Origin of the sequence: Psychrobacter sp. CLB018, from assembly GCF_041222815.1 — a bacterium.
GTDB classification, from domain to species: domain Bacteria; phylum Pseudomonadota; class Gammaproteobacteria; order Pseudomonadales; family Moraxellaceae; genus Psychrobacter; species Psychrobacter faecalis.
In genome coordinates, this window is record NZ_CP166085.1 from 2,165,885 (window position 1) to 2,183,577 (window position 17,693).

At 44.1% G+C, this 17,693-nt stretch carries 15 protein-coding genes; 1 reads left to right on the forward strand and 14 read right to left on the reverse strand.

The genetic code is table 11. The features are described 5' to 3' along the window. Window positions 1-218: 218 nt before the first annotated feature. The 5 genes from AB8P72_RS09190 to AB8P72_RS09210 form a co-directional block, all read right to left on the reverse strand. On the reverse strand, window positions 219-2,462 hold the full coding sequence (locus tag AB8P72_RS09190) for a neutral/alkaline non-lysosomal ceramidase N-terminal domain-containing protein (protein ID WP_227514928.1): 2,244 nt from the start codon (window positions 2,460-2,462) through the stop codon (window positions 219-221). 363 nt (window positions 2,463-2,825) lie between these two features. After that, window positions 2,826-3,257 (reverse strand): HIT domain-containing protein, encoded by a 432-nt coding sequence (locus AB8P72_RS09195; protein WP_068404494.1) that lies wholly within the window; start codon window positions 3,255-3,257, stop codon window positions 2,826-2,828. A gap of 253 nt (window positions 3,258-3,510) precedes the next feature. Further along, window positions 3,511-7,230: a transcription-repair coupling factor gene (gene mfd, locus AB8P72_RS09200; RefSeq protein ID WP_102077195.1), complete on the reverse strand. Its 3,720-nt coding sequence runs from the start codon at window positions 7,228-7,230 to the stop codon at window positions 3,511-3,513. A gap of 238 nt (window positions 7,231-7,468) precedes the next feature. Then, window positions 7,469-8,011, reverse strand: a complete 543-nt coding sequence (gene rraA, locus AB8P72_RS09205; RefSeq protein WP_082894266.1) for a ribonuclease E activity regulator RraA — start codon at window positions 8,009-8,011, stop codon at window positions 7,469-7,471. Window positions 8,012-8,086: 75 nt separating this feature from the next. Then, window positions 8,087-8,788 carry an NAD-dependent epimerase/dehydratase family protein gene (locus AB8P72_RS09210; protein ID WP_305935483.1) on the reverse strand — a complete coding sequence of 234 codons (702 nt, stop codon included), beginning with the start codon at window positions 8,786-8,788 and terminating at the stop codon, window positions 8,087-8,089. A 524-nt stretch (window positions 8,789-9,312) separates the two neighbouring features. Here AB8P72_RS09210 and rpsT point away from each other — a divergent pair. Further along, window positions 9,313-9,579: a 30S ribosomal protein S20 gene (gene rpsT / locus AB8P72_RS09215; protein ID WP_010200097.1), complete on the forward strand. Its 267-nt coding sequence runs from the start codon at window positions 9,313-9,315 to the stop codon at window positions 9,577-9,579. A 159-nt stretch (window positions 9,580-9,738) separates the two neighbouring features. Here the strand turns inward: rpsT and AB8P72_RS09220 are convergent, their stop codons facing one another. The 9 genes from AB8P72_RS09220 to AB8P72_RS09260 form a co-directional block, all read right to left on the reverse strand. Next, complete coding sequence (locus AB8P72_RS09220; protein ID WP_305935482.1) at window positions 9,739-10,581, reverse strand: histidine phosphatase family protein; 843 nt, start codon at window positions 10,579-10,581, stop codon at window positions 9,739-9,741. A gap of 106 nt (window positions 10,582-10,687) precedes the next feature. Next, window positions 10,688-11,485, reverse strand: a complete 798-nt coding sequence (locus tag AB8P72_RS09225) for a metallophosphoesterase (protein WP_305935481.1) — start codon at window positions 11,483-11,485, stop codon at window positions 10,688-10,690. A 164-nt stretch (window positions 11,486-11,649) separates the two neighbouring features. After that, window positions 11,650-12,348 (reverse strand): orotidine-5'-phosphate decarboxylase, encoded by a 699-nt coding sequence (gene pyrF, locus AB8P72_RS09230; RefSeq protein WP_305935480.1) that lies wholly within the window; start codon window positions 12,346-12,348, stop codon window positions 11,650-11,652. 86 nt (window positions 12,349-12,434) lie between these two features. Then, window positions 12,435-12,845, reverse strand: a complete 411-nt coding sequence (locus tag AB8P72_RS09235; protein ID WP_305935479.1) for a lipopolysaccharide assembly protein LapA domain-containing protein — start codon at window positions 12,843-12,845, stop codon at window positions 12,435-12,437. 73 nt (window positions 12,846-12,918) lie between these two features. Further along, window positions 12,919-13,224, reverse strand: a complete 306-nt coding sequence (locus tag AB8P72_RS09240) for an integration host factor subunit beta (protein WP_068404507.1) — start codon at window positions 13,222-13,224, stop codon at window positions 12,919-12,921. Window positions 13,225-13,477: 253 nt separating this feature from the next. After that, window positions 13,478-15,166 carry a 30S ribosomal protein S1 gene (gene rpsA / locus AB8P72_RS09245; RefSeq protein WP_068404509.1) on the reverse strand — a complete coding sequence of 563 codons (1,689 nt, stop codon included), beginning with the start codon at window positions 15,164-15,166 and terminating at the stop codon, window positions 13,478-13,480. Window positions 15,167-15,400: 234 nt separating this feature from the next. Further along, window positions 15,401-16,156: a (d)CMP kinase gene (cmk, locus tag AB8P72_RS09250; protein WP_369957665.1), complete on the reverse strand. Its 756-nt coding sequence runs from the start codon at window positions 16,154-16,156 to the stop codon at window positions 15,401-15,403. Window positions 16,157-16,335: 179 nt separating this feature from the next. Further along, entirely contained in the window at window positions 16,336-16,887 is a 552-nt protein-coding gene (tadA, locus tag AB8P72_RS09255) for a tRNA adenosine(34) deaminase TadA (protein WP_369957666.1), read from the reverse strand. Continuing rightward, the gene (locus tag AB8P72_RS09260; RefSeq protein WP_369957667.1) at window positions 16,888-17,625 is read right to left on the reverse strand and encodes a uracil-DNA glycosylase; all 738 of its coding nucleotides are present in this window, start codon (window positions 17,623-17,625) and stop codon (window positions 16,888-16,890) included. Window positions 17,626-17,693 lie beyond the last annotated feature (68 nt).

Here is a 17,693-nt window from a genome sequence, read left to right on the forward strand (position 1 = left end):
GACTTACCTAGGACACTGGTAAGTAAAAGCATACCACTTGTCGCTTATTAGCCATAAAAAGCAGTGTGAAGCTCATGGTCAACGAAAACAATCCTAGTTAAAAACGACTTGAGTTAATAACCATGACAAAGACAAAAAAGCCAGATAATATCTATCTGACTTTTGCGAAGTGAAAAATAAATATAAGTCCATACTCAACGACTATTTGAATAAGGCAATTATTGCACGCTAAAACTATTAGAAACGCCTGAATAAGGCTTAATCTTATGCGTCCAACCGTTCTTCCAGTCGCCTTGATGGGTCAAGCGATAAGTGCCTGCTGGGGTGTCCTTAGCTATTCGCCAATCAATGATGGCTTTACTATACGCCGCTCCTTCGAGCTGCCACGTATAAGTGGTATCAAAATCACTGTCACTTAAATAATCGACCCATTTACCATTGTCAAGACGCTGCACTTTTAAGAAGCTGTCTTCGGTACGTAGATTGTTTTTAGGATGAGCGCCGCGGAATACTGCCGTAGCAATGTCACCCTTTTGATAGCTGGCTTTGGGCTGAGTGAGGGTTTGTCCCCAAGTTTGCTTTAAAGGCTTATCGTCGAAGACCACGCCTGGACGCTCGTTAAAGGATTTGCCTGAGCGATCAGGCGGTGTGGTTCTGTCATAGACTTCTATACCATCACGTAGCGCTGCCGCTAGTTGAGTATATTCTTGGATATAAGCAGCGGTTTGATATGGACCATACTCAGTAGACGCGCCTTCGTAATGCTGAGTAGCAAATTCTTCGCGCGTGGTCAAATAGCCGCTATAGTTATTCGCCAAACCATTAATAATAACGGTATCAACCCCCGAGTCTTGTAGTTGAGCAAGCACGGCAGCGCGCATCCGGCGTCCGACCATGGTCGTCGGCTCGGCAGGGATAGCAACGAGAGCAATATTACCGATACGCATCAGTTGCACCGGCTGCTGAGTATTAATCCAGCCCCAACTTCCCGTTGGCAATAAGACTTGTTTTTCCGCCTGACAATCATCTTGGCTAACGGTCGACACTATACCAAACGCGCCGCGCGTTAAACTGCCCAAAAATGATTGATCGACTTTATTGATATCGTCATTGATACGGAAATTTTCTCGGGTCATGCCCTCATACATACCAGGTATGTTCGAGGGGCCATTCTCCCCGCCAGCGGCAAACGAGTAACCACGAGCTGGCATACATAAGACTTTATTACCCGCGCCATTGGTGAATTTACCATCGACCTGATAGCCCTTTAAATCAATCCAGCGCGCGCGTACATCCACGGGTCCAGTAACCGGCACGCCTTGATGCCAAAGCTCAACCGCTTTATCCAGCTGCATCTGCCCATCACGTCTGACGTTTTCCCACTCGTTACTACTACCTTGAAAGCCGGGTTTTGAGTTGGCATTACCACCTATGGCTAACACATCACCCTCGTCAGCATTGGCAAAAGCTGCGACAAACGGCTTGTCTGATTCTCCGCCAAAAATCTTTTCCGCACCGCGCTGAGCAAAGCCCTTATTATCAGCACTTAGATGCATAAATTTATTACTAAAACTGGTTGGATGCAGCGCAAACCAATTAATCAGACCGACTGGTGTGCCATCGGCAGCATCAAGACGTAGCTGGGTCATGGTTTCATTGACATTACTATCAAAATCTTTGGCGTCGTTATTATTGTTATAGGCAAACTCTGAGCGATTGACTGTCGCGCCCTTTAGCTCGCCTTGCGCCAAAGATAGTGTCCCTGGCGTCAAGGTAGCGTGAGCGCGTTTAATTGAGGTGACAATACCATTGACGATAGCATTGAAGTTTTGGCTGCTATAGCCTGCTAGCGTGTCATCGGTACTGGCAATTTGATACAGCTGCTGATGTGAGTAACCGGCGTTACCCACATGGGTATGCGTGGCGGTGAGCATGACATCGTCATCGTTATATAAGTCACCATAATCCGCTTTTAGACGTTTAATGACCTCAAGTTTTACTGCGGTAAACATCGCGCCCATATCTGCTGATACATAGACGACACGTTTGCCCGCATTTTTATCCGCTTCGCCGATAATAAAAGCATGAGAGTACAAACGGTCGTTGATACCTTGTACCACCTGCCCCGCCGCATAACCAAACATGCCAGTTTCGGCAGCAGCACCAGTGATATCCGCCTTACCGCTACCTACTAAATACTGGCTTGTCGGCATCGCTCGCATAGACATGGCAGAAGCACTGTGATTAAACGTGACAGAGCTGTCCGCTGCGTCAGTAGCGTTTTCACGAATCGTTGGCCCCGAATCGGACAAGGCTGCAGCAGATTGCACGGATGCCGACTGTACTGACACAGCTTCCGTTGAATCCGTCTCACATGCCGTTAGGCTCAATACAGTGGTACAAATAGAGATGAGTAACATAGAAGGTCGTAATAACGCTGGAGAAGCAGAAGAAGTAGCCATTTGTTATCCTTAACATAGAGTAAAATCTTCAACTTAAAAATCTCAGTCTAAGATTAAATATCTCGCAACCTATGTGCGCGCTCAATCAATGATAACTATTGATAACTACCAATACACATCAATCCACTAAAATGGCTGCGAGTAGATAAGTTGGCTATATCCATTTAACCAACCCCCTCTCTAATATAACGATTAACAAACAAATGTGTAATATCTAATGGTAACAAAACCTTCCATTACCCTTAAAAACCACTTCACTATGATTTTACTTTAAGCATGCCTACTTAAATAAAATGACTCGAATAAAACGACTTAAATAAAAAGTACTAAAGTCACATTTATCAACCATTATCTAAAGCTTAACTACATTTGCCAATCGAACGGCATTTGATGATGACCACGCAGCGCCATCATCAGCGTTTGCTGCATTTGCGCCAACACTTCTTTGGTATAAGGGACAGCAGGAATACCCCATACTGGATTTGGCCATTGCATGTCGTTTTGATAGCGGACGATATGATGAAAATGTAGCTGTGGTACTTGATTACCGAGGGCGGCGACATTCATTTTATCTGCTTGGAAAGTCTTGGCAAGTTGGCTTGATAACCAGCTCGACTCACGCAAAAACTGCGTTTGGTCTGCCTCAGATAGCTCGTACAATTCTTTGATACCTGATACCCGCGGTACCAATATTAACCATGGAAACTGACAATCATTGATTAAACGACAGGTTGATAATGGGAAATCACCCACTAAAAAACTGTCGGCTGCAAGTTTATGATGAAGTTGGAACATAATGACGGTTCTCTTGTTATGACGCTCAAATAAAAGGAATTAAAATACCGAAAAGCAGAACTGAATTTACTAAACTAAAATACGCTTAAAACATTATGCTTAAAGAAACAGCAGGCTAAATATAAGATGCCGCTATTTTATCAGTTATCCAAGCGATAAAATAGCGCCGTGACCGATTGTCTTAGCGTATGGTATTTGCTGTACTTAAACGATTTCGTAAATGTGCTTGGTTTGCCGATACAAATAAACAAAGCTAAACAGCATCCGTCACCATATGTTCGCTAAAATAGCGCAATAGCTCTTGAATTGCGCTGACGCGCTGCTGCGGGGTTGCCAGCTTATCGGCATCCTGATAACGAATGCCAGAGGCACCATTCATACGATAGCGCTGCCCATTGCTCTGAATCAACTTAATAATCGCTAAGGCATCGACCGGCGTATCAGGTGCAAACTCTAATGTCATGCTATTACTATTGGCATCAATCTTATTAATCTTTAGCGGCTCAGCTTGTATACGCAGTCCGTGAATGGCGAATAACTGCTTGGTTTGATCGGGTAATATGCCAAAACGGTCAATCATTTCGGTACGGATATCGGTCAGGGCTTCTTTATCATCGGCATTACTGATGCGTTTATAAAACAACAAACGCTGATGCACATCGTGTAAATAATCCTCTGGTATCAACGCCGAACTATGCAAGTTAATCTCGCTGGTCAGCGACAATGGCGTACTCAAATCCGGCTCTTTACCAGCTTTAATCGCTTTTGTCGCCCGCTCAAGCATATCCATATATAAGCTAAAGCCAATCGCTTGCATATTACCACTTTGCTGCTTACCAAGTATCTCGCCAGCACCGCGAATCTCTAAATCCTCACTTGCCAGCATAAAGCCTGCGCCCAGTGTATTAGCGCGCTCAATCGCATGTAAGCGGCGCTTAGCATCGCCTTTAAGACCTTTGATAGAAGGCACTAGCAGATAACAATAAGCCTGGTGATGACTACGGCCAACACGACCTCGCAGCTGATGCAATTGCGCCAAGCCAAACTTATCGGCGCGCTCAATGATAATCGTATTGGCATTGGGCACATCGATACCGGTTTCGATAATGGTCGAACAGACTAGCACGTTGAACTTTTTATGATAAAACTGCTGCATCACTTGCTCAAGTTGGCGCTCTTGCATTTGCCCATGCGCAACCCCTACTCGTGCTTCAGGCACCAGTTCACGGACGGTCTCTGCCATACGCTCAATACTGGCGACATCATTGTGCAATAGATAAACCTGTCCGCCGCGTAGTAGCTCACGCAAGATGGCTTCTTTTAATAAAGCATCGGTCTTTTGCATAACAAAGGTTTTAATCGCCAGACGACGTGCAGGCGGGGTGGCAATAATCGACATATCACGCATCCCTGAGAGCGCCATATTAAGCGTTCTAGGGATTGGCGTCGCGGTCATCGACATACTATCGACGTCGGTCTGAATCGCCTTGATACGCTCTTTATGGCGTACGCCAAAACGATGTTCTTCATCGACAATCATTAAACCCAAATTAGAGAACTTCACATCAGGTTGCAGAAGTTTATGCGTACCGATAACAATATCGACCTTACCCGCTGCGAGGTCTGTTAACACCGTATCTTGATGTTTTTTACCACCAAAGCGCGACAAGGTTTCAATACGTACCGGCCAATCAGCGAAACGGTCACGGAAATTGTCTTCATGCTGACCTGCGAGCAAGGTTGTCGGCACCAATACTGCCACTTGATAGCCTGCGCTGACCGCAATGAATGCCGCACGCATAGCGACTTCTGTTTTACCAAAACCAACATCACCGCAAATAAGACGATCCATCGGCTGGTTCTGTCGCATGTCTTCCATCACCGCATGAATGGCATTGGCTTGATCAGGCGTTTCTTCAAAGGCAAATTGACTGGCAAATAGCTCATATTGCGATGGGTCGATTTTAAAATGAATACCGACTTTCGCTTCGCGCCGTGCTTGCATATTAAGCAGCTCGGCCGCCACGTCATGGATTTGCTCAAGCGCCTTTTGCTTGGCTTTATCCCATTTACCGCTACCAATTTTATGTAATGGCGCAAGTGCAGGGTCACCGCCACTATAACGGTTAATCATTTGTAAATTGGCAACCGGTACATAGATACTGGCGTCATCAGCGTACTTTAGGTGGATAAACTCTTGCTCGCCGTCACCAACATCGAGCGTAATCAGGCCATTGTAACGCCCAATACCATGCTCGATATGCACCACTGGACTGCCTTCGGTGATTTCGGTGACGCTTTTAACCAAGAACTCTTCTGATACCCCACTTTGCCGGCGACGACGCGTTTGCAGCACTTGCCGGCCAAATAATTGCGTCTCACTAATCACGACCAAGCGCTCAGGCACGTAAACGCCGCGTTCAATAGGCGCAATGGTCAATCCGACTTGCGGTAACTTATTATTATTATTCTTCGATTTGTCCGCTGCTAAAAACGCCTCAAAGCTATCGTAAGCTTTGACATCTATTTTGCCTTTAAACAGTTCAATCAAAATCTCACGCCGACCCGCCGTTTCTGCCACAATTAATACAGGTGTTGCTGTTTGCGCTTGCAACTCTAAAAACGCTAACAGTTCGCTAAGGGGTTCGGCTTTTTGATGATTGACTGGTAGTTGTGGCGGCTCTTGCGCACTTAGTGTCACTAGCCCTTGTTTTTTTGGCGTCGGCGATAGTTGCTCAGACGCTAAGGTTGCGTCATCGTTATCAATGCTGTCGATCGCAGCAACATCAGTCATGGTCGCAAGCTCATTGCGCGCACTCAGTATCACCCGCGGATAATGATTAAGATGTTCGTTTAGACTATTTGATAATAAATACAACCATTCAGGCGCGACGATAGGCTTGTCAATATCGTGACGGCGCTCTTCATAACGGCGCTGAATTTGTGACCAATAATCTGCTTGTTTTTCATTTATTAGCTCATCAGTGATAAATAACGCATCGCTTGGCAAGTAAGAAAACAAACTGCTCTCTGCCTGCCAATCTTTTAAATCAAAAAAGAGCGGTTGATAGTATTCAAGCCCACTACTGGCAATACCTGCCATGACATCTTTATGCAGCTCAGATTTGCGGCTACTGGCATTGGGGAACATAGCAGCAAAATTGGTGCGGAACGTCTCCCGCCCTTCATCAAGCGGAAACTCTTTGGCTGGTAGTATTTGAAATTGCTTAATGGGCTTTGAGATATCTGGCAGTTTATGCAGCAGCGATAGCGATTCTTTGCCCATGCTGCTATCGTTGCCGCTTATCATGGTTTTGAGGTCATCAACGGTCAATGTGCGCTGGGTCTGCGGATTAAAAAAGCGAATGGTCTCAATTTCATCATCGAATAAATCTAGGCGTAGCGGAAATGGCTGACCCATGGCAAAGATATCAATGATACTACCACGTACGGCAAATTCACCCGGCTCAAAGACGTTCTCAACCGCGCGGTAACCCGCCTTTGCCAATAGTTCACGCTGAGTATTGATATCGAATCGATCACCGACGCTCAAATCAAAATGCTGCCCTATCAACCAGCTTGGCGGTGCGACCCGATGCATCAATGCCTGTACCGAAATTAACAGTACGCCTTTGGTAGGCATATCGGTTAATAGGTTGATACGCTCGCTGACGATATCTTGATGCGGTGACAGCTCATCATAGGTCAGCGTTTCCCAATCAGGGAACACATAAGCATCGACGCCGCAGAATGCCAACTCCGTCTCTATCTGGTTAAGCTGATTTTGGTCACGCGTCACCACAACCTTTAGACGGTCAGCCACATTCCATAGCGGCGTTTGTACCAGACTTGCGAGCCACAAGCTACTGACTGCTCCATGCACAGGCGCCAGCCAGCGCCGCTCGGCATTCTGGATAGGAAATAACTGCTGGTTAATAGGGTCAAAGGCGTCGGTCAAAGCAGTGATAGACATAAAGAATAGGGTCGAAGTTAAGAGTCAGAAAGCTATTATACGAATATTTGCGCAATTACCAAAATTTATGCCGTAACGGTTTGTCACTTAGCCTTGTTATGAAAAAACCAAAAACTAAACAATTGATAAAACGCATATTCATCTATAACGACAAGCTACTTAAATACAAAAACCTCAACGATTAAGCTGAGGTCTCGGAGTTATAACCATTAAGCTACTGTTAAAGTATAAGCTGTTTTTAAATTAATGGTTTTTCGCTCGCGATAATGCCGTTATTGTCGGCATAAACAAACATACCTGAGTTTAACGTTAAATCACCAAAGCGGATTTCAATATCGGTTTGACCTTCATCGCGGCGATTTGATTTGCGCGGGATGCAACCAAGCGCCATGACACCGATATCCATTTGCGCCATATCATCTACATCACGCACGCAGCCATATACCACCACCCCTGCCCAGCCATTATCAATCGCTGATTGCGCAATCATATCGCCGAGCAACGCGCAGCGCATTGAACCGCCACCGTCAACGACCAAGACTTTGCCATTGCCGTCTTTATCTTTGCCATCGCTGTTTAATAAGGATTTTACACGGCTATTGTCTTCAAAGCATTTTACCGTCACGATTTCACCGCAAAATCTGTCTTTACCGCCAAAGCTATAAAATGATTTGCCTTCGATATTGGGCAAACATACCTGCGACTCAGGATTGGCATCTAATAAATCACAAGTGACAAAGTTGTCTTTATTCATCGTGGTTGTTTCTGCTGTGTCTGACATCGTGATGCTCCTTGTTAAGTTAAATAGTTGAATTATCTATCATAAAATCTGAGTTTTTATTAATTTATGCTTAGGCTATTTTTTGACTTTGGTCATTGCTAGTAGCTGTTTATTTTCGATAATTTCCGTGTCTGTAGCGATAGGCTCACTACGATATTTATTACGCTGATACACCTCATGCGCACTCATCGCCATCGCACTGGCAACGCGCTTGGCAGAAATAGGATGCAAGGATAATGACTCGGGCACGATTGGCGAGATCAGTTTAAAGGCTTTTTGACCAAAGCTTTCAAGCGGACGGCCTTTATGCTTGCCAAGTAATAACGATGGTCGAAAAATCACCAACTGGGTAAAACCTAGCGCCATAATAGACTGCTCTGTTTCCGCTTTGACCCGATTGTATAAAAAACGGCTGTCGATATCGGCATTCATTGAGGACAATAAAAAGAAGTTTTCCACGCCTTTCGCACGGCACAATGTGGCAAAATTGACATTATAGTCGTGGTCAACTTTTCGAAACGCTTCATCACTACCCGCTTGTTTTTTGGTGGTACCAAGGCAGCTAAAGGCATCGGTCTTACTATCAGCGCCGACACTGGCAAATATTTCAGCCAAGTTATCAAAATCATTGACCTGATAAAAGCGCATGCTGGCATTGATGTAGCGAGGCGGCCGCCGTGCAATCACAATCAACGTGTCATAAAGCTCACTAAGCTGCTTAACAAGATGCTGTCCGACCAGTCCTGTTGCGCCAATTACAATTGCTTTTCGCTGCATAGCCTATCCATTTATATCATGTTGGGGTGTTTATAATGCTAAAAATGATGTCTTGTAGAAATTGTTTGCTTTGGTATCATACCTAAATTAACAACTCGCTAGCGCTATTCTACACAATTTATTGTAAGAGATTTTATCAACGACTCGGTTTATGGGAATCATTCAGACTTTTAAGTCGAACTTTTGTTATATAATTTACTTGTTAGCGCGATAAACCCTTTAATTAAACCTTTAAGATCGGCTAGCATAACTTCTTTTATCATTAATCATCAAATATATTGTTCTAAGCGCAATAATTTGCTAAGATAACCGGCTTTACACGTCAACGCTGTTTAATTATTCCAAACAGTTCTGGCGCGAGCGATGCTCTATTACTATTAGGTACTTTAATAACAGATAAGTGCCCTCATAGTAGACATCGACATCATGTTTGGCGAGAGGCTGCTCGTCACCGATGATTGTTAAACCCATTATTATTGCAATCAACATTCATATTTTTATCTGTCTTTATCAAGGAGATACGCGTGGCTAATACTGCACAAGCTCGTAAACGCGCCCGTCAAAACACCAAACGTCGTCAGAACTCTGCGTCACAACGCTCTATGGTTCGTACTTATCTAAAACGTGTTGATGCGGCTATCGCTGCTAAAGATTATGACGCGGCTACCGAAGCTTACAAAAAAGCGGTACCGGTTCTTGATCGTATGGCTGACAAAGGTATTATTCATAAGAATAAAGCTGCTCGTCGTAAGAGCCGCCTAAACAAAACTATCAAAGGCTTACAAGCTTAAGATTGGTTGCGTTTAGACCGCATCGCACTTGATGGTGTGATGATCAAAACCTTGCTACTGGTTTTCATACTGGGGCAAGGTTTTTTTATGCCTATTTAATAGTTAAAAGCTGGTATTTAAAAACGTTAGCGGCTTAATTAAATGCTTCAAAAATAAAGCCTATGTCCATTTTACTTCTGGTGGCAATAGCAACTTGCTTGGATGAAAACCAGCGGCACGGTAGCCTTGTAATAAATCGCTTATTGGACGAATATATACTTGCCCGCGCCAAACGAAATAGGCATTGGCTTGCTCAAAAGGCTTATCATCAAACCACAAAAACACCCCTTCCATCATCTTTGGCCAATCATTCCAATCAATCTCAACCACGTCTAGCATCACTGCTAAAAAAGCTGATAGCAGAGTATCATGACTGACCGCCAGCATTAAATGCCCATGTTGCGGCTGGTTTTGATAAAAAAGCGATAAAAGATCGAGTCCGCCTTGATAAGCATTTTTCGTGCCTTCAAGATTGCCTTGTAAGAAGCGATTGATAAAGTTTAGCACACCAATTTCTTTAAAAATCGGGTTGGCAATCTCAGGTTCGGTCACCAGACTGCCAGGTTCAACCAGTAGCGATTGATGGGCAATATCACGTCGTAGTCCCGCACCCTCTTGCATCAGCTGCGCGGTATCAATACAGCGACCAATCGGACTTGAGATACTATCAACATCGAGCGAATACGGCAGATGTTCTGCTAGCCAGCGCCCCCAAGACTTTGCCAACACGCGACCTTTTGGCGTTAGCGGCAATTGGTAACTGGCAAAACCATTACCATCAGAGCGCTCGCGCAGAGAATGTCTGGTAAATAAAATCAGTCTTTTATCTACCGGCAACAAACCTACCGAAGACATCATACTGTCAGGTAAGTGAGAAGGTGCAGGTGCGTTCGGCCTGAGGTTCGTAGGCTTTTCAGTCGGCGTCGATCGTCCCGATGGGGTATTATTAGGCAATTTACTCATGATAGTAAGCGTAGCAGATTTCTTGATGAGAATGAACAAAATATAAGCTCAGTTGCACTATAGCTTATTCAGCTATATATCGATATAAGCGCTTGGTTAACAGGATTTAGCCAATATCTACTACTTTGTTCCAGATGAACGCCAATTCGGTACTGCTCACCTCATTGGGATAAGCACGCGGATTGACTATCACCCGCGTTTTATTAATTTGATAATCAAAGGCTTCATGAGTATGGCCATGTACCCATAGTACAGGCGCCCAGTCCTCATGCATCCAGCTCGATAAATCACTAACAAAGGCGGCATTACTCGGCAAGTTAGCAAACTTCTCAGACACCGATAACGGGCTAATACTATGATGACTCATGACCACCGTTTTTTTACCCAATGCTTGCGCCGTTATCAGCGCTTGCTGTAGCCACTGACGATGCGCAGTATGGATTTGTATCGATACTTCAGGAGAGAACAGCTCGCCACCCGCATAAATTTGCTTATAATCGCGCATAAAACGCCTAGCTGCTGCCATCGTATCGACATCGGCTTGATATTGATAGTCCGTCCATAACGTACAACCCAGAATCCGCACTTCACCAATATCAATATACTGACACTGTAAAAAGCGCACGCCCTGCTCTAATTCACTATCATAATTATCCCAAGTGGCTAGCTTTTTATCGAAATGCAGCACATCTTCGCCGAAGTATTCATGATTGCCCGCGATGGTAATCAAAGGTACTTGCAAATGCGCGGCCTGCTCTTGTAGCCATGCCATACCATCATCACTATTGGCAGTATCTCCCGCTACGAGCAGCACGTCTGCGTCCGTTTTAGGGATACGCCCTAGTGGATACGACTGCCGCGCATAACTGTCAATATGTAAGTCACTTAAAATCTGTAATTTCATAGGTTTTACTATTATCCAATCAGACTATTTGCGAACGTTAGCTTTTTCCTCAGCTTACGAGTAGCGTGAATTTAACCAGTGTAGCAGCTTTTCGTTAACGAGCAAAAAGTAAAAAAGACAGCAAATTAGGCTGTCTTTTTTTATTATACCGTCGATCTATAGCGCTAGATACTGTTCAATATCAATTGTAATTTAGCCAAAGGATCAACAGCTTGGGTGATTGAGCGACCAATCACCAAATAATCAGAACCATCTGCTAATGCTTGTTTCGGTGTACAGATACGTTTTTGATCATCAGCATTGTCGTCTGGCAAGCGAATGCCAGGAGTAATCAATTTAAAATCTTCACCACATAATGCTTTAAGTGTTTTTGCTTCTTGTGCTGAGCATACTACCCCATCAAGACCCGCTTGCTTGGTCAATTGTGCCAAACGGCTCACTTGGGCATCTAGGCCGTCGGTGATACCGGTTTGCGTCAGTGCCTGATTGTCCATAGAAGTCAGCACGGTTACGGCGATTAGCAGGGTTTCAAAATTACCGTCTGACAAGCGCTGCTTGGCTAATGACATGGCTTCTAAGCCCGCACTTGCATGCACGTTGACCATCCATATACCAAGCTCGGCTGCTGCAAGTACCGCTTGCGCCGTAGTATTAGGAATATCGTGAAATTTCAAGTCCAAAAACACGTCAAAATCACGCTGATGTAGCGCTTTAACAATTTCAGGACCACAGCGGGTAAACAGCTCTTTGCCTACTTTTAAGCGACATAACGCTGGGTCTAATTGGTCAGCTAGTGCTAAAGAGGCATCTTTAGTCATATTATCCAGTGCAACGACGACTGGAGAATGGATGGTGTTATTCATAGTTGTGCCACGTTCTATCAGTTTATTAAATGATTATTATTAAATTATTATATAAACGTCTCAATATAAGAATGCTTAGTTAGCACTCAATGCTCACGCTTTTGCTTGGTTAAAGTAGCACCATCGTCTACATCGATAACGCTGCCGTCTTGTACCTTGGTCGCTGTCGCGCCGTAAACCGCTTCTTGTACTGATGGTGCGTTTGCCTGACGGTCAATGACGATATTAGCCTGCGTCACCTGCTCTTGCAGATTGGCATTTAGCTTTTGTAGCCGTGAGATTTCCCATTTATTTTGTAGCACACGGAAGATAAGCAGCGCGAGTAGCATGCCAATCACAATGCCTAGTATTAAGCACAGAATCAGTAATAAGCCCAAATTCATCGTCGGCGCTTGGGAAAAAAGTAGGTTCACCCCAACTTCAGTATTATTGGCCAATACCAAACCAAGCGAATAAGCGAAGCTTAAAAACAGTAATACCAGCAGTAAAATACGCATCAGAGATATCCTTTTATGTTGAATCGTATGAACTGTTTAACAAAGAACGCGACATTCTGACGGCTCTGCTTACCTAACCGTTTGCTACCTTGGCATTGACAGCTTCACGTAGTGCTTTGCCCGGCTTAAAGTGCGGAATGGCTTTTGCAGGTACGGGTACGCTTTCGCCTGTTTTAGGGTTGCGCCCCATACGGGCACGGCGATGATGAAGACAAAAACTACCAAAGCCACGCACCTCTACTCGGCCGTCATTGGCTAAGGTATCGGTCATCAAATTTAATATTTCGCGTACTGCATCATCGACGACAGTGTCTGTCATGTTGTCACAATTCGCACTCAGATTACTAATAAATTCGGACTTGTTAATTGCTTGCTGCATTATCACGTGGACCTTATTGATTAATGGATAAGATGATATGAAGTAAATGAACCGTTTAGGTCTGTTTAATTTAACATTCACATCTCGTTACTCAATGTTGCAAATGATAGCGGATATTGGCATAAATAGGAATAAGAGTTTCCTTTTTTACCATAAAACCTTACCAACTTGCCCCATACTCAAATTTAATCACAAAAAAAAGCGACCAGAGTCGCTTTCTTTTTATAGTATAACTATATCAACAAACTACCGCTTACTGCATTTGTTCTTTGATCAAGTCACCAATGGTTTTTGGCTGTGCATCAGAACCGGCAGCAGCAGTCGTACCAGTGCTTCCCAATTCTTTAATCGCTTGACGCTCTTCAGCTTCGTCTTTAGCTTTGATTGACAAGTTGATGTTACGAGTTTTGCGATCAACACTGATGATTTTCGCTTCAACATCATCACCAACAGATAGATGCTTGGTTGCATCTTCAACGCGATCGCGTTGAATCTCAGAAGCACGTAAATAAGCTTCTACTTCGTCAGCAAGTTCGATAGTCGCACCTTTCGCGTCTACTTCTTTTACTTTACCATTAACGATAGCACCGCGGTCATTGTTGACTAGGTATTCGTTGAATGGATCAGAGCTTAATTGTTTGATGCCTAAGCTGATACGGTTGGCTTCTGAATCTACAGACAATACCATTGCTTCAACGGTGTCGCCTTTGTTGTAGTTACGGATAGCTTCTTCGCCAGTTTCGTTCCAAGAGATATCAGATAGATGAACAAGACCATCGATACCACCGTCTAGACCGATAAAGATACCGAAATCAGTGATAGATTTGATCGTACCAGTGATTTTATCACCGCGCTCGTGTTTCTTATCAAACTCATCCCATGGGTTAGCAAGAGTTTGTTTGATACCTAAGCTGATACGACGACGTTCTTCATCGATATCAAGGATCATCACTTCAACTTCGTCACCCACTTGTACAACTTTTGATGGGTGGATGTTTTTGTTGGTGTGATCCATCTCTGATACATGGACTAGACCTTCGATGCCTTCAGAGATTTCAGCGAAGCAACCATAGTCAGTTAGGTTGGTAACGCGTGCTTTAACCACACTACCTACTGGGTAAGTGCCGCCAACGTTATCCCAAGGATCTGTACCAAGTTGTTTTAGACCTAGGCTTACGCGATTGCGCTCACGGTCAAACTTAAGTACTTTAACTTTTAGATCTTGACCAACTTCAACTACCTCAGATGGGTGCTTAATACGGCGCCACGCCATGTCAGTGATGTGTAGTAGACCATCAATACCACCAAGATCAACGAATGCACCGTAATCAGTTAGGTTCTTCACGATACCTTCGATCTCGATACCTTCTTCAAGCTTGTTCAATAGCTCTTCACGCTCAGCTGAGTTTTCAGCTTCCATAACAGCGCGGCGACTTACCACAACGTTGTTACGTTTTTGATCAAGTTTGATAACTTTAAATTCTAGCTCTTTGCCTTCTAGATGCGTGGTATCACGAATCGGACGGACGTCTACCAATGAACCTGGTAGGAACGCGCGAACTGAACCGATATCAACGGTAAAGCCGCCTTTTACTTTGCTAGAAATAATACCTTTAACGATCTCATCGTTATCAGAGATTTTCTCAAGGAAATTCCAAGTCTCAACGCGTTTGGCTTTTTCGCGTGACAGTAAGGTTTGACCCATACCGTTATCAACCGCTTCAACCACGACGTCGACTGTGTCGCCAACTTCAACTTCAAGTTCGCCTTCTTCGCTTAAAAACTCTTCACGAGCGACGATACCTTCAGATTTAAGACCAGTATCTACTGTGATCCAATCGCTATCGATGGCTACAACAGTACCAGTGATAACCGAGCCACGCTCGATATCAAGACCTGTTTCTTCGATGCTCGCTTCAAATAGTTCAGCAAATGATTCCATTATGTCTACCTTTGTATAGCCGTATCCTGTCCAGCACAGTACGGATCAAATGTATGACTGTATAAAACGAGAATACTGGTTTTATATCTTATGCAGTCATATAAAAAAACGGTTGTTGCTAATAAGCAATTTTCAGCGAACTCACTAGCAACGACTGTCTTACTTATATTTATACAATTTTATACTAAAACGGAAGCCATAGGAAACCTTTTAGTACTTAATATGTTGTTTTTATTAACGATTAAAACAAACACCCTTATCTTGACAATGTTTTTTTACCAACTCATAAACCGCGTCAGCGTCTAGGTTTGAGCTATCTAAAACCAGTGCATCTTCAGCCGGTTTTGACGGTGCCGTTGCTCGGTTTTCATCACGCTCATCTCGCGCTTTAATCGTTGCCAGAATCGCATCGAAATCAGCCGCCTGCCCAGCTTTTAATAGCTGTGCCACGCGGCGCTCTGCACGAGCGGTAGCGCTTGCAGTCAGATAGACCTTTACATCGGCATCGGGGAAAACTACCGTGCCCATGTCGCGACCATCAGCGACCAATCCTGATTGGGTAGCCATGTCTTGCTGCAATTTAAGCAGCGCTTGACGCACCTTTGGATAAACTGCAACTTGTGAAGCATAACCGCCAACGGTTTCATTGCGTACTTGCTCGCCAATCTTAGTGTCATTGACAATGATATCCACGCGCCCTGAATCGCTATTGGGCTCAAAAACGATCTGTAAGCTTTGGGTCAATTCTAATAACGCAGTCTCATCAATCGCTTGGCTGGCATCTGCTGTAATCAGACCTGCTTCAAACGCCTTTAGACCAACAATGCGATATAATGCCCCTGAATCAAGCAGCTGATAGCCCAAGGTTTGCGCTAAGCGCCACGTAACCGTGCCTTTACCTGCCCCACTTGGACCATCAATACAGATAACTGGATAGCGCAATGACGGCGTCTCACTATTGTCATTAGTATCAGGTGTAAAAGCAGACATAACACTCACCTAATCGTCGGCAAAGCTGACATCGTGGTAAACAAAGAATTTCCCTGCGCTATCAAACGCTTGCACGGTAATAGACAGATTCGTAAGCAAATAGGGCGATAGTATAGCAAACATAGCTCCCTATCACTAGCAGTGAGACTAATATCTTGTTAATCATTTGAACGGTTTTTTTATCTTTTTTTTCGTTTGGACGCTTGCCGACGCTCACGAAAAAAAGCCTTTAGCATTTGACTGCTATGCTCACGGCACAGACCTTTATACACTTGAATACAATGATTATAAAAAGACTCGGCAGCCAAGTTCATTTGACTACCAACCATACCAGCCCTCGGCTCGCTTGCTGCATAGATAAGTCTATCGACGCGAGCATGAATCAGCGCGCCAATACACATAGTACACGGCTCTAAAGTCACATATAACGTTGTCTGAAGCGGCAAGCGATAATTGTTTAAACGCATGCAGGCATCCCTTAACGCGATAATCTCTGCATGCGCCGTCGCATCATGGCGTCCAATTGGCTCATTAAAACCTTGACCTATCATCTGCTGATTATGTACCAGTATCGCTCCTACGGGCACTTCTTCACGTGCAGCGCCTTGCTTAGCAAGGTTAAGGGCTTGTTGCATCCACTTAACATCGTCAATTAACCAAAATGCATGTGTCGCTAGCGGACTGCTTGTTAATTGATAAGGCTGCAAGCTTATATTTTGTATATTTTTCATTTACTGTGGCAGTTGCCAGTCAATCGGTTTTTGGCCATGTTGTATTAGATAATCATTGGTTTTAGAAAACGGCTTAGAACCAAAAAACCCGCCGCGGTTGGCAGCCAACGGCGATGGATGGACAGCGGTCAGAATCAGATGTTTATCGGTATTGATATATTTGCCTTTTTTCTGCGCTTTACTGCCCCACAAAATAAATACCGTATGCTCTGTTTGTTCATTGACCACGTCAATCACGGCGTCAGTAAACTGCTCCCAACCTTTATTTTGATGGCTGTTTGGCGTGCCTTCTTGTACCGTAAGCGAGCTGTTTAACAATAAAACGCCTTGCTGCGCCCAATAAGTCAGATCGCCATGTTTTGAAGGAGCGATTCCGATGTCACTCGCCATCTCTTTTAGCACATTATTTAAAGACGGCGGTTTTGGCATCGCTTTTGGTACTGAAAACGATAAACCCATCGCTTGCCCTGGTCCATGATAAGGGTCTTGACCCAGTATCACCACCTTCACCTGTGATAATGGCGTTAGATTTAACGCATTAAACATTAAGGGCGCTGGCGGATAAATACTATCATCTGATTGATAGACTTCTTTTAAAAAAGCGCGCAAGTTATCCATATTATCAGAGGTCAATTCTTCTGCTAAGGCTTGTTTCCAGTCGTCCGGTAAGCGCACATTGTCCAAAATCGCTTGTTTTTGGGCCTCGGTTTTCGTAGATTTTTCATCAAACAATTCCATGATAGGTCCTTTTTTATTTTTTATAGGAGGATAAGAAATACGGTCATTCAATAAATTATAGCAATAAA